A 12,593-nucleotide genomic window follows, 5' to 3' on the forward strand; every position below is an offset into this window, starting at 1 on the left:
ATGGTCGTTACGCCGTTTGCTTGAAGTTGACTTCAGTGTTCCGATTGCCCGGCAGCTGCCGGTACAGTTCCAGATAGTGTCTGGCCATGGCCGTGGCGGAGAAGCGCTGCTCGAATACCTCGCGAACCCGACGTCGATCCAGGGTCAGGACCTGCCGCGCCGCCTCCACGGCCTGCTCTTCACTCGTTACGATATACCCGGTCACGCCCGGTTCCACGACTTCTGGCACTGAGCCACAGTGCCAGGCAATCACCGGCGTCCCGCAGGCCATGGCCTCGATCATCACCAGCCCGAACGGCTCAGGCCAGTCGATGGGAAAGAGCAGCGCCCGCGCGTTACCCAGAAATTCGGATTTTTCACTGTCACCAATTTCGCCAATGAACTCCACCAGCGGATCATCCAGAAGCGGCTTGATCTCCTGTTCGAAGTACTTGCGATCGGCGTTGTCCACCTTGGCCGCCAACTTGATGGGAACACCTGCCTGCCGTGCAATGGCAATCGCCCGGTCAGGCCGTTTCTCTGGAGAAATGCGGCCCAGAAATGCCAAGTACCCTTCACCCATCTGCTCATGGAACCGGTACGTGGACGCATTCAGACCGTGGTGCACCGTGCCGTGCCAGTTGGCAAAAGCCAGTGGCGTGCGTTGATGGTGAGAAATGGACACCAGCGGGAACCGGTGCCAACGCCGGTAGGCTTCCGGCAATCCCTTGAGGTCGAGCCGCCCGTGGAGAGTGGTCAGTGTCCGCTCAGCCAAGGGCTCGAACAAGGGGAAATGCAGCAGATCCACATGAAAATGCAGGGCATCAAACTCATCGGCCCGCTCCCGCAACGTGTGCAGCATACTCAAGTGACTGGCAATATCAGACTTGAGCGGTGCAGGGTCCAGTCGTAGCGCCCGCTCGCAACCGGGCACAAGTTGGGCTGATGTGCGGGAGTCAGCGGATGCAAACAGAGTGACTTCATGACCCAACTCGACCAGCGCATCGGTCAGGTGAGCCACCACTCTTTCCGTTCCGCCGTAGAGACTTGGCGGAACGGCCTCGTACAAGGGGGCAATCTGCGCGATCTTCATCAATTAATCTCCTTGAAAAAAGGATGAACAAGGCCAGAAAGGTGCGAATGTTCGCTGGCAAAAATGCCGCGGAAAAATGTAAGGATCAGACAATAAATTTCAAGCGCTGCCGAGTAGCAAAGGCCGCTCTGCTGACCCATGTCTGGAACCTCCCTGCGTTCAGGCACTCCCTCGTAAACCAGTCGATTCAGGTAACAGCCATGAGCAACATAAAAGGCAAGGTCATTGTCATTACCGGTGCCAGCAGTGGCATTGGCGAGGCCACCGCACGGCTATTGAGCTCAGAGGGCGCGACGGTCGTCCTGGGCGCACGTCGGCTGGATAAACTGAACGCCATTGCGGAGGGGCTGCGAACCGTTGGCGGTCGCGTTGAGGTGGTGCAGATGGATGTGGCCAAGCGGGATGACGTCGAGTCGCTTATCCAGGCAGCCATTACGGCCTTTGGGCGGGTCGATGTGATGATCAATAATGCGGGCATCATGCCCAACTCGCGACTCGATCAGCGTAAGGTCGAAGATTGGGAGCGCATGATCGATATCAATCTCAAGGGCACCCTTTACGGGATTGCGGCGGTCCTGCCGATCATGCAGCAGCAGAAGAGCGGACACATCATCAATGTCTCGTCCCTGTCCGGCCATCGGGTGCGCCCGACCAGTGCCGTGTATTCGGCAACCAAATTCGGCGTACGCGCGATTGCCGAAGGGCTGCGCATGGAGATGACGCCCTACAACATCCGCAGCACGATCATTTCACCCGGCCCGGTCGACACGGAGCTGCCCAATAGCGTGACGGACGAAAACGTTGCCAAAAGCGTGCGGCACATTCATGAGATGGCTATCCCTGCCCTGTCGATCGCCCAGTCCATTGCCTTTGCTATCGGTCAACCGGCAGCGGTCGATATCAATGAAATCCTGCTCAGGCCGACAGCCATGGAATAAAGGCGTTTACTCCGCTTCCTGACCGCGAGAAAAGATCCGAATCACCTCATCCAGGTGCGCCCGCATGGCGGAGCGCGCCTCTTGCGCATTGCGGGCCTGCAATGCCTTCAGTACACGCAGATGCTCGTCCTCAGAGCGATGGGGCATGTCCTCAGGGGTGTAGTGTGCCTGCAAGCGCTGAAACATCGAGCCATAGCGGTGCCCTAGCAGATGCTGGATCATCAGGGCGTAGGCCGGATTACCACTGGCCTGGGCGATGCGGATATGAAACAGGCGATCGCCGGGATGGGTTGTCGAGCCCTCACGGTTGTCCTGCACATTGCGCTCATAGGCCGCGTGAATACCGGCCAACTCCTCTTCGCTGGCATTGATCGCAGCCAGGGCCGCCGCTTCCGGCTCGATCAGCTGCCGCGCCTGAAGCAGCGAGAACGGCGGGATTTCGGCATTGAAATCCACCTGCACATCCAGCTCAGGATCAGGCCCTACCCATTGGCCGCGCGCCGCCAGCTCCATCACCGGCGCATCGTCCGCCGGGCGCTGGGCGCCAGCACAAACCAGTACGCCGTTACCAACCCGCACATCTACAAGGCCAATGACTTCGAGTGCAATGAGCGCTTCACGTACCGAGGCCCGGCTTACACCCATTTGCTTAGCCAGCTCCCGCTCGGCCGGCAGGCGACTCCCAGGAGGAAATTCGCCACTGTCGATCAGGCTGCGCAGCTGATCGGCGATCTGACGATAAAGCCTTGGATTTTCAATTGTTTGTATTGGCATCACGTATCCCACTGGTATACATCGCGTCGCTTGCGCTACAGAAAAAACTTGCGCAGCCGCTGACTCACTGCTAAACCAGAGGACCAATGGCCTGACCATTAGCCGCTCAATATGCCCCAGCATAGCAGCGGTTAACGCAAGCGGGTCATCCATACGAATAATAAAAACAGGAGGCTCTCATGTCCGTTGCTGGAAAACGTGTCCTCGTCACCGCCGCTGCTCAAGGAATTGGCAGGGCTAGCGTCCTGGCCTTTGCCGAAGCGGGCGCTGACGTCATTGCGGTCGATATCAACGCTACCGCCCTCGCCGAGCTTCCCAATGTTCGTACCCATGTTCTCGATGTCACTCAGCCCGATGCTATCCAGGCACTTGCCAGTGAGTTAGGCGCTATTGATGTGCTCTTCAACTGCGCCGGTTACGTGCACAGCGGCACCATTCTCGATTGTGATGAGGATGCCTGGAAATTCTCCTTCGATCTGAACGTTACCGCCATGTACCGGATGATCCGTGCCTTTCTACCGGCCATGATCGAAAACGGCGGCGGCTCGATCATCAACATGTCGTCGGTGGCGTCCAGCGTGAAAGGCGTCCCGAATCGCTTCGCCTACTGCGCCAGCAAGGCCGCTGTTCTCGGCCTGACTAAATCCGTAGCGGCTGATTTCGTCGCCAAGGGTATTCGCTGCAACGCCATTTGCCCCGGCACGGTCGACTCGCCTTCCCTGCGCCAGCGTATTGCGGCGCAAGCCCAGCAGGAAGGCCGAGCCGAAGACGAGGTCTATGCTGCGTTTGTGTCCCGCCAACCCATGGGCCGAATCGGCAAGCCGGAGGAGATCGCCGCATTGGCGCTCTACCTTGGCTCAGAGGCTTCAGGCTTCACAACGGGCACCATCAACGTTATCGATGGCGGATGGGTCGCTTAAGGCCACCGCACACCCTCTTATTGCACAAGGAAACCGCTCATGAAATTGCTGCGTTACGGGGAAAAAGGTCAGGAGAAGCCGGGCCTGCTGGATGCTCAGGGTCAGATTCGTGACCTATCTGGCCATATTGATGACATCGCCGGTCAGGCCATCACTGCTGAAGGACTCGCCACGCTCAGGAACATTGATCCGAGTAGCCTGCCCGTTGTGAACGGTTCCCCTCGCCTCGGCCCATGCGTCGGCCGTGTCGGCAAGTTTATCTGTATCGGTCTTAACTACGCCGACCATGCGGCCGAGTCCGGTCTTGACGTCCCCAAGGAGCCGGTGGTCTTCAACAAGTGGACCAGCGCCATCTGTGGCCCGAACGACGACGTAGAGATCCCGCGTGGCTCCACCAAGACCGATTGGGAAGTTGAGCTGGGCGTGGTGATTGGCAAGGCCGGACGCTACATCGACGAAGCCAATGCCATGGATTATGTAGCGGGCTATTGCGTAATCAATGATGTATCCGAGCGTGAGTGGCAGATCGAGCGTGGCGGCACCTGGGACAAGGGCAAGGGGTTCGATACCTTCGGCCCGCTCGGCCCCTGGCTGGTTACCAAGGACGAAATCGCTGATCCACACACGCTCGACCTCTGGCTGGAAGTGGATGGCAAGCGTTACCAGAACGGCAATACCCGCACCATGGTGTTCAAGGTGCCGGAGCTGATCGCCTACCTGAGCCGCTGCATGAGCCTGCAACCGGGGGATGTCATTTCCACGGGTACCCCGCCTGGAGTAGGTCTGGGCATCAAGCCCGAACCAGTCTACTTGAAGCCCGGCCAGGAAATGCGCCTGGGCATCGCGGGCCTGGGCGAGCAGAAGCAGCGCACGGTTCAGGCTGACTGAAACCATGCCCCTCGGGTGATTGGGACGCTTAACCGCGTCGCACACCCGGAGAAGCGCCCGCTCAACATGCGCTCTCATATGAAGAGCTTTTGAGCGGGCCTCCAACACAGCGTTGACAAGCCCGGCATCAAGGGCTTCCGGAGAACCGATATGACAATAACAATCACCGGTCTTCGCGTAGAGGACATTCGTTTTCCTACGTCCCAGGCATTGGACGGGTCGGACGCCATGAACCCCGATCCCGATTACTCTGCCGCCTATGTGATTCTTGAAACCGACCAGCCTGGGCTCGAAGGCCACGGCATGACCTTTACCATTGGCCGGGGCAACGAGATCTGCTGTGCGGCCATTCAGGCACTGGAAGGTCAGATCAAAGGGCTTGATCTGGAATGGATCACGGCGGACATGGGCCGCTTCTGGCGCCACATGACCAGCGACAGCCAACTGCGCTGGATCGGTCCGGACAAGGGCGCCATCCACTTGGCGACCGGTGCCGTCGTGAATGCGGCCTGGGACCTGTGGGCCAAGCAGGTTGGCAAGCCGGTCTGGCAGCTGGTCGCCGACATGTCGCCGGAAGAATTCGTACGGTGCGTCGACTTTCGCTACATCACCGACTGCATCACACCGCAAGAAGCGATACAACTGCTCACGGAGCGCGCCAAAGGCAAGGAAGAACGCATCGGCCTGCTCAAGGCCCATGGCTACCCCTGCTACACCACCTCTGCCGGCTGGCTTGGCTATCCGGATGACAAACTCCGCCGCCTCTGTCAGGAGGCCATTGATGCAGGCTTCTCTCATGTAAAGCTCAAGGTCGGCCGTGACCTTGAGGACGATATCCGCCGCGTCACCATTGCCCGTGAAGTGATAGGCCCTAACCGACACTTGATGATCGATGCCAACCAGGTTTGGGAAGTCAACGAGGCCATCGATTGGGTAAACACGCTGTCGTTTGCCAAGCCCTGGTTCATCGAGGAACCCACCAGCCCGGACGACGTAGAAGGTCATCGCGCGATCAAAGAGGGTATTACCCCGGTCAAGGTGGCTACCGGCGAGATGTGCCAGAACCGTATTCTGTTCAAGCAATTCATCATGCGTGGCGCCATCGACGTGGTACAGCTCGATGCCTGCCGCCTGGGTGGTTTGAACGAAGTGCTTGCTGTGCTGCTCATGGCTGCCAAGTACGAGCTACCTGTCTGCCCCCATGCCGGCGGCGTTGGGCTGTGCGAATACGTGCAACATATCTCGATGATCGATTACCTATGCGTGGCAGGCACGCATGAAGGGCGCGTTGTGGAGTATGTCGATCATCTTCATGAGCATTTCGAAGACCCCTGCGTCATGAAGGGGCCCGCCTACCTGCCGCCCCAGGCACCAGGATTTTCGATCACCATGAAACCGGCCTCGCGCCAGCAGTATCGGTTTCCCCGTAACACTTAGCGGCAGGTTGAGTAGAGGGCCTACCCTTTTACTCAACGAGCATATCGGAGGGACCAACCTCACCGATCCCGCCGCCCACTGCTTTCAGGAGACAATAAAAATGACACGCCCTGAAGTACCCCGAATCGACGCACATCAACACTTCTGGCATTACGAGCCGGAACAGTACCACTGGATCGACAACAGCATGTCAGTGTTAAAGCGCGACTATCTGCCCTCGGATCTCGAGCCGCTTCTTAAAGAACACCAGATGGCGGGATGCATTGCCGTTCAGGCCCGGCAATGCGAGGAGGAGACTGACGCGCTGCTGGCGCTGGCTGCGAAACATCCGTGGATTGCCGGCGTTATTGGTTGGGTGGATCTACAAGCGCCCAACCTGCTTGAGTCGCTCGATCGCTGGCAAGGCCAGCTGCGCCTGCGTGGCTTTCGCCACCAGATCCAGGACGAAGCGGACCCGGACGCCTTTCTCGCCGACACCGCATTTAATAAGGGTGTAGCCATTATTCAGGCCCGCGGCTACCTCTATGAAATCCTTATCAAGTCCCCCTCGCTCAAGGCCGCGTACGCCTTTGCCCGAAGGCATGACCGCCAGCCTTTGGTGCTCGATCATCTGGGCAAACCCGATATCGCCCACGGCAACTTGCAAACCTGGGCCGAGCAGCTCGCGCCACTGGCCGCCCTGCCCCATGTGTACTGCAAATTGTCCGGCCTGATTACGGAGGCTGGCTGGACAACCTGGCGACCGGACTATCTGGTCGCCTATATGAACCAGGCGCTAGAGCTGTTCGGCCCGGAGCGCGTGCTGTTCGGATCGGACTGGCCGGTGTGCCGGCTGGCGGGCGAGTACGACCATGTCCATGCCCTGGCTCAGCTGGCCATCGCGCCCCTCTCATCCGCCGAGCAGTCCGCCATCATGGGCGGCAATGCAATTCGCCTGTATGGCCTTACGGTCAATGCACAGGAGCACGCCGCATGAACCTGCATCTGGATGGAAAAGTTTTTATCGTAACCGGCGGCGGCTCAGGGATCGGCGGCGCCATTTCCCTCGGTCTGGCTGACGAAGGCGCTATCCCAGTGATTGTCAGCCGCACGCCGCTGGAAGATGACTTCGCCGCCAAGCTGGACGCGCTTCAGCCACAGACACTCTTTATCCAGACCGAACTGTGCGATGAAATCTCTTGCCGCGCAGCCGTCGAGCAAACCTTGACCCGATTCGGCCGCCTGGACGGACTGGTCAACAACGCCGGGGTCAACGACGGGGTCAGTCTTGAGGCTGGACGCGAGGCGTTTATCCAGTCGTTGGAAAAGAACCTCATCCATTATTACGTCATGACCCATCTCTGCCTCGACGCCCTTCGGGATAGCCAGGGCAGCATCGTCAATATCAGCTCCAAGACCGCGCTCACCGGCCAGGGCAACACCAGTGGTTACACCGCCGCCAAAGGCGCACAACTGTCCCTTACTCGAGAATGGGCCGCCTCGCTGCTGGCTGATGGCATCCGCGTGAATGCAGTCATCCCGGCCGAGGTCATGACGCCTTTGTACGAGAACTGGCTGAACACCTTTGACGATCCTAAAGACAAACTGGACAAGATCGTCAGCAAGATTCCGCTGGGCAAGCGCATGACCACTCCCGAGGAGATTGCCGACACGGTCGTCTTCCTTCTATCACCTCGCGCTGCCCATACCACCGGGCAATGGCTCACGGTCGATGGCGGCTATATGCATCTGGACAGGGCACTCACATGAGCACTCGCTACTGCATGGCGCTGGACCTCAAGGATGACCCTGCGCTCATTGCCGAATACGAGCAGCTGCACGCGCGTATCTGGCCCGAGATCACCACCCATTTGCGCAACGCCGGTGTGCAGGACATGCAGATCTACCGCCTCGGCACGCGCCTGTTCATGATCATGGATGTCGGTGCTGACTTCAGTGTAGATGCCTTCGAAGCCGCCGCCGCGGCCAATCCCAAGGTGCAGGAGTGGGAAGCGCTGATGTGGCGATACCAGACACCGACACCCTGGACGCCGCAGGGCAGCAAGTGGATTCCGCTGCAGAAGATCTTTGCACTGGCCGAGCAACCTGCCTCAGCGTAGACAGTGCATGCCTGATGTATGAGCACTCTGGAAAACAACAATAACTGGAGTCATTCATGTCTACGCTTACCGCCCCGCTCGACAGTGCCCTGACCAAGAGCCGTCGCCGAATTATTCCATTCGTGGCCCTGATGTTTGCCATGGCCATTATCGACCGTTCTAACGTTGGGTATGCCAAGCTCGCATTGCAGGCCGACACAGGGATCGGCGATGCGGCCTTTGCTCTCGGCGCGGGAATTTTCTTTATCGGCTACGCGCTTTTCGAAGTTCCCAGCAACCTTATCCTCCACCGTATCGGTGCACGGATCTGGTTGAGCCGAATCATGGTGACCTGGGGCCTCGTTTCGGCTGCCATGATGTTCGCTCAGAGCGAAATGTCCTTCTATATCCTCCGCTTTCTGCTGGGCGTGGCCGAGGCAGGCCTGTCGCCAGGGGTCGTGCTGTATCTCACTTACTGGTTCCCTCATCGCCACCGCGGTGCCGCGTATGGGCTCTATTACTTCGGAGTGCCGGCCTCGCTGCTACTGGGCGGCCCCGTATCCGGCTGGCTGCTGGAAATGCACGGCGTATTCGGCCTGCGCAACTGGCAATGGATGTTCGTGGTGGAAGGACTGCTTGCCTCGGTCATTGGCGTGATTGCGTTTTTCTACCTGCCGAACCGCCCGCGGGATGCACGGTGGCTGACCCGGGACGAGAAAACGGCACTGCACAAGGCTATCGAACAGGAAGAGACAGACAAGAAGGAACATAGCCCTTCCTCCTGGAAGGCAGCCCTCGTCAACCCAAAGGTCATGTACTTCGTACTGATCTATTTCACTATCCAGGTAAGCGTTTACGGCGTCCTGTTTTATCTTCCGGCGCGCATCGCTCAGCTGCTCGGCACCAAGATCGGCTTTGAGGTTGGCATGCTGACGGCCATTCCCTGGCTATTCACCCTGGGTGCACTGTTCATGGTGACTCGCTATGCAGACCGCACCGGCAAGCATCGCCAACTGGCAGTGGCCATGCTGCTGCTCGCCGCAGTGGGCATAGCAGGATCGACGGTTATCGAAAGCATCGTGCCCGTGCTGTTTGCCTTCTGCCTCGCGGCTGCTGGCTTTATCACGGTTCAGCCCCTCTTCTGGACATTACCCACCCGCTACCTGGGCGGTGTCGCAGCAGCCAGCGCGATTGCCCTGATCGGTGCGCTGGGCAACCTGGGCGGCTTTCTTGCGCCCACCCTTAAAACCTATATGGAACAGACGTTCGCCAATCCCCACGCCGGCATGTACACCCTGGCAACTGTCGCCCTGCTTGGCGCAGGCCTGCTGGCCCTCGGGGGAACGACCGTTCAACGACAGGACGCCGGTTTTGCTGTACCACCAAATGACCTCAACGCTGCACAACGATAAGAACCACGGAGAGCTGTCATGTTAGTCAACCAAACCAGAACGGCCACACCCGTTGCCAGCCAGGAACGCTCGGGCTACCAATGGGCATTCATCCTTGTCACCAGCCTGTTCTTCATGTGGGGCCTGTCGTATGGCCTGCTGGACGTACTCAACAAACACTTCCAGGAAACGCTGCACGTCACCAAGGCGCAGTCCGGCCTGCTTCAGGCGGCGTACTTCGGCGCCTATTTTATCGTTGCCCTGCCCGCCGGGATCTTCATGGGCAAGCGCGGCTACAAGGCCGGCATCCTGGTCGGGTTGTGCCTGTATGCCCTAGGTGCCTTGTTGTTCGTTCCGGCAGCGTCTTCAGCCAGCTTTGCCATGTTTCTTTTTGCCCTGTTCGTAATCGCCTGCGGTCTGGGCTGCCTGGAAACGGCAGCCAATCCCTATGCCACGGTTCTGGGCGATCCGAACGGAGCCGAGCGCCGCCTCAATTTCGCCCAGTCTTTCAACGGCCTCGGTCAGTTCACCGGCCCAATCCTGGGCGGCACCCTGTTCTTTTCGGCCACCAACAGTGCTGGTACCGCCTCCTCCGACAGCCTGGGTTCGGTCAGCATGATCTACGTAGGTATCGCCGCTCTGGTCCTGATGATCGCCGTGCTCTTTGCCAAAACCACTCTCCCTGACCTTCGCAATCAGGAGGAAGCCGTTGCCCGTCAGGACAGCCGCACACTCTGGCAGCACAAGCATTTCGTCGGCGGTGTCATCACCCAATTTTTCTACGTGGCGGCGCAGGTAGGTGTGGGTGCCTTCTTTATCAACTACGTGACTGAACACTGGTCCGACACTTCCAGCCAGTCCGCGTCGTTCATGCTGTCCATTGCCATGCTGTGCTTCATGCTGGGCCGTTTCTTCAGCACCTGGCTGATGGGATTCATCGCGCCGGCTCGTCTGATGATGATCTATGGCGTGATCAACTTTTTCCTGTGCGGTCTGGTGGTGGCCGGATTCGACGGCATCGCCGTAGTAGGTCTGATCGCCGTGTTCTTCTTCATGTCGATCATGTTTCCCACCATCTTTGCGCTGGGTGTGAAGAACCTCGGCCCACACACCAAGCGCGCCAGCTCCTTCATGATCATGGCTATCGTGGGTGGCGCGATCATGCCCTACTTCATGGGCCTCATTGCCGATATGAGCAGCACTGCCTATTCGTACTCGCTGCCCATGCTTTGCTTTGCCCTGGTGATCTGGTACGGCGCCTCGCAGCAGCGCAGCGCCTGACCACCGAGCGGACCAGGTACGCCTGGTCCGCTTCATCGCCTCCTTACTGCCTTTTATCTCTGCTCAATCGGTTGAACGGCTCAAGCACGGTCCGCCTGCTGGATTTATCCGCCTGGTCTGGATACCCTTATGTAACGTGAAATTCATCACGTATCTTCAACGTCAGTACCGTCGTTTCGAGTCCTGCAAGGAAGCATCATGGGCGCACACGACCGCGGTCAACAGCAAGACGATGGGCACAAGCCCATGCTTATGCATGAACCAAATCCTGTCACCCGACCACTCAAGCGCCGCCGTACATTAACCCTGGCTCAACTTCTGTGGCTGGCGTTGCTGCTGTTTGCCAGCCTGCTGGCCTGGAATGCGCTGGAGGACATTGAACAGCTGCAAGCCCCTGTCACGCTGCTTGAGCCCGCTGACGGTATCGATACTCCCCCTTCGGCCCAGGGTCTTGTCGATCTTTCGCTGGATCAGACCGAAATTGCTTCTTCTGCTGACCTTACCTGTATGCGAGGCGACGGCGAGACCGATGACTCGATCATTCGCTGTCATCTGGGAAAGCCACCGTACCCTCATCAAGGGGCGGTCCCCAGAGCCTACCGCGCCCACCACGATCACCTGCCACGGGCGCTCGTCTATCCGACCGACCCGGTACGGGAAAGCGAGCAGCACTGGGTTGAGGCATGGGGCAGCAGTGAAAGCTATCTGGCGGCCTGGGAAATTGTTAACAACCGCATCGACGACACCAGCGTATGCGGCAACTACCGCAAGGATTCGGTCGGCTATAGCGAATGCCGCAAGGGCGCCAAGGAATATTTCAGACAAAAGTGCCAGGACTGGCGCGTCCGCCACGATGAAGATGAGCAGAACAAAAGCAAGTGGATGGAAGAGCGGTATTGCTCGGCCAAAAGCCATTTCGATCCGATGGGCTAACGCTGCCTGAGACTTAAAGCCCGCCTCATAAGCAGAACCCGTTCACCAATTCGGCTGATCCCGCTCGCCACGCTTTCCAATCCCCTATATACGGTGCGCCGGCTGACCTCTGGTTGCAGGTCGGCTCTACTCCATTTGAGCTCATAGGGAGATCTCATGCTCAAGCGTAACCCCGCGGTTGCCCTGTTTTTCACCCTGATATGCGCCTGCCTGCTGTCCGCCTGCTCCAACGAAGAGGCGCAGCGCAAGGCATTCATTGAATTCCTGCAAACCCGCATCATCGATAAGCCCGGCGTACACGTTCCGGTTCTTCGGGACGAAGACAAGAACCTCTTTGGCGAATACAGCGCCCAGTATGCGGCGATGCAGCACTTTCACGAGTCCCTCAACAAGCGAACCGAAGACTCGCTGACCACGGCGATGAAGCAGATGAACATCAGCTCGATGGGACAGGCTATTCAGCGCCGCGAGGATATTCAATCTGCCCAAAAAACACTGAACGAGCTGCCAGCGCTGATCAGCGAAGAACAGGCGAAGGCGGATGAAGCGCGTAAATCCTTCAAGCAGCCGGAAGATCTGAAGGCTGTCTATGACAAGGCCTATGATCGAGTTGTCACCCAGCCGGCCGAAGCCATGAAAAACATGATGCCGGTTGCCAGCGAGACCCTGACGGCAACGCTCGAAGCGCTTGATTACATCAATGCCCATCAGGACGTGATCAAGGTCAACGGTGCCATGATCGAAGTATCCGACCCCGCTATCCAGAAAGAGCTGAACACCCGTCTCCAGGCCCTGAACACCAAGGCCCAGGCGACCATGCAGGCTCAACGCAAGATGGTAGCGGTCGTTTACGGTCGCGGATAGGAAAGTCGGTGAAAAAA

13 protein-coding genes are annotated in these 12,593 nt (G+C 58.6%); 11 read left to right on the forward strand and 2 right to left on the reverse strand.

Features of this window, described 5'->3' with window-relative positions; genetic code table 11:
* Positions 1-7 precede the first annotated feature (7 nt).
* Positions 8-1,072, reverse strand: a complete 1,065-nt coding sequence (locus JQR86_RS13555; RefSeq protein ID WP_219652830.1) for a glycosyltransferase family 4 protein — start codon at positions 1,070-1,072, stop codon at positions 8-10.
* 200 nt (positions 1,073-1,272) lie between these two features.
* On the opposite strand from JQR86_RS13555, the gene JQR86_RS13560 reads away from it, so the two are divergent.
* Positions 1,273-2,010, forward strand: coding sequence for an SDR family oxidoreductase (locus JQR86_RS13560; RefSeq protein ID WP_434153725.1), 738 nt, complete (start codon positions 1,273-1,275; stop codon positions 2,008-2,010).
* Between the two features lie 6 nt (positions 2,011-2,016).
* Here the strand turns inward: JQR86_RS13560 and JQR86_RS13565 are convergent, their stop codons facing one another.
* On the reverse strand, positions 2,017-2,784 hold the full coding sequence (locus JQR86_RS13565) for a FadR/GntR family transcriptional regulator (protein ID WP_434153726.1): 768 nt from the start codon (positions 2,782-2,784) through the stop codon (positions 2,017-2,019).
* Positions 2,785-2,963: 179 nt separating this feature from the next.
* Between JQR86_RS13565 and JQR86_RS13570 the strand changes: the two genes are divergently transcribed.
* From JQR86_RS13570 to JQR86_RS13615, 10 genes are all read left to right on the forward strand, one after another.
* Positions 2,964-3,704, forward strand: coding sequence for an SDR family oxidoreductase (locus tag JQR86_RS13570; RefSeq protein WP_312270170.1), 741 nt, complete (start codon positions 2,964-2,966; stop codon positions 3,702-3,704).
* 39 nt (positions 3,705-3,743) lie between these two features.
* A complete protein-coding gene (locus tag JQR86_RS13575) occupies positions 3,744-4,592 on the forward strand; it encodes an ureidoglycolate lyase (protein WP_434153727.1) in 849 nt (282 codons plus the stop codon).
* A gap of 150 nt (positions 4,593-4,742) precedes the next feature.
* A complete protein-coding gene (locus JQR86_RS13580) occupies positions 4,743-6,029 on the forward strand; it encodes an L-fuconate dehydratase (RefSeq protein ID WP_125888768.1) in 1,287 nt (428 codons plus the stop codon).
* 100 nt (positions 6,030-6,129) lie between these two features.
* On the forward strand, positions 6,130-7,005 hold the full coding sequence (locus JQR86_RS13585; RefSeq protein WP_125888769.1) for an amidohydrolase family protein: 876 nt from the start codon (positions 6,130-6,132) through the stop codon (positions 7,003-7,005).
* Entirely contained in the window at positions 7,002-7,778 is a 777-nt protein-coding gene (locus JQR86_RS13590; RefSeq protein WP_010797502.1) for an SDR family oxidoreductase, read from the forward strand. The genes JQR86_RS13585 and JQR86_RS13590 overlap by 4 nt, the downstream gene beginning before the upstream one ends.
* Positions 7,775-8,128, forward strand: coding sequence for an L-rhamnose mutarotase (locus JQR86_RS13595; protein WP_434153728.1), 354 nt, complete (start codon positions 7,775-7,777; stop codon positions 8,126-8,128). The genes JQR86_RS13590 and JQR86_RS13595 overlap by 4 nt, the downstream gene beginning before the upstream one ends.
* Before the next feature lie 56 nt (positions 8,129-8,184).
* A complete protein-coding gene (locus tag JQR86_RS13600) occupies positions 8,185-9,519 on the forward strand; it encodes an MFS transporter (protein ID WP_286787001.1) in 1,335 nt (444 codons plus the stop codon).
* Between the two features lie 18 nt (positions 9,520-9,537).
* Positions 9,538-10,779 (forward strand): L-fucose:H+ symporter permease, encoded by a 1,242-nt coding sequence (gene fucP / locus JQR86_RS13605; RefSeq protein ID WP_434153729.1) that lies wholly within the window; start codon positions 9,538-9,540, stop codon positions 10,777-10,779.
* A gap of 198 nt (positions 10,780-10,977) precedes the next feature.
* Positions 10,978-11,712, forward strand: a complete 735-nt coding sequence (locus tag JQR86_RS13610; RefSeq protein ID WP_434153731.1) for a hypothetical protein — start codon at positions 10,978-10,980, stop codon at positions 11,710-11,712.
* Between the two features lie 156 nt (positions 11,713-11,868).
* Positions 11,869-12,576, forward strand: a complete 708-nt coding sequence (locus JQR86_RS13615; protein WP_150347831.1) for a DUF3053 family protein — start codon at positions 11,869-11,871, stop codon at positions 12,574-12,576.
* Positions 12,577-12,593 lie beyond the last annotated feature (17 nt).

This window comes from Pseudomonas sp. JZ134 (genome assembly GCF_051027695.1).
GTDB classification, from domain to species: domain Bacteria; phylum Pseudomonadota; class Gammaproteobacteria; order Pseudomonadales; family Pseudomonadaceae; genus Chryseomonas; species Chryseomonas luteola.

Coding starts and splice junctions, on each gene's coding strand:
- JQR86_RS13615 (WP_150347831.1), top strand. CDS start 11,869: ATGCTCAAGCGTAACCCCGCGGTTGCCCTGTTTTTCACCCTGATATGC.
- JQR86_RS13560 (WP_434153725.1), top strand. CDS start 1,273: ATGAGCAACATAAAAGGCAAGGTCATTGTCATTACCGGTGCCAGCAGT.
- JQR86_RS13555 (WP_219652830.1), bottom strand. CDS start 1,072: ATGAAGATCGCGCAGATTGCCCCCTTGTACGAGGCCGTTCCGCCAAGT.
- JQR86_RS13590 (WP_010797502.1), top strand. CDS start 7,002: ATGAACCTGCATCTGGATGGAAAAGTTTTTATCGTAACCGGCGGCGGC.
- JQR86_RS13570 (WP_312270170.1), top strand. CDS start 2,964: ATGTCCGTTGCTGGAAAACGTGTCCTCGTCACCGCCGCTGCTCAAGGA.
- JQR86_RS13600 (WP_286787001.1), top strand. CDS start 8,185: ATGTCTACGCTTACCGCCCCGCTCGACAGTGCCCTGACCAAGAGCCGT.
- JQR86_RS13595 (WP_434153728.1), top strand. CDS start 7,775: ATGAGCACTCGCTACTGCATGGCGCTGGACCTCAAGGATGACCCTGCG.
- JQR86_RS13610 (WP_434153731.1), top strand. CDS start 10,978: ATGGGCGCACACGACCGCGGTCAACAGCAAGACGATGGGCACAAGCCC.
- JQR86_RS13585 (WP_125888769.1), top strand. CDS start 6,130: ATGACACGCCCTGAAGTACCCCGAATCGACGCACATCAACACTTCTGG.
- JQR86_RS13565 (WP_434153726.1), bottom strand. CDS start 2,784: ATGCCAATACAAACAATTGAAAATCCAAGGCTTTATCGTCAGATCGCC.
- JQR86_RS13580 (WP_125888768.1), top strand. CDS start 4,743: ATGACAATAACAATCACCGGTCTTCGCGTAGAGGACATTCGTTTTCCT.
- JQR86_RS13575 (WP_434153727.1), top strand. CDS start 3,744: ATGAAATTGCTGCGTTACGGGGAAAAAGGTCAGGAGAAGCCGGGCCTG.
- fucP (WP_434153729.1), top strand. CDS start 9,538: ATGTTAGTCAACCAAACCAGAACGGCCACACCCGTTGCCAGCCAGGAA.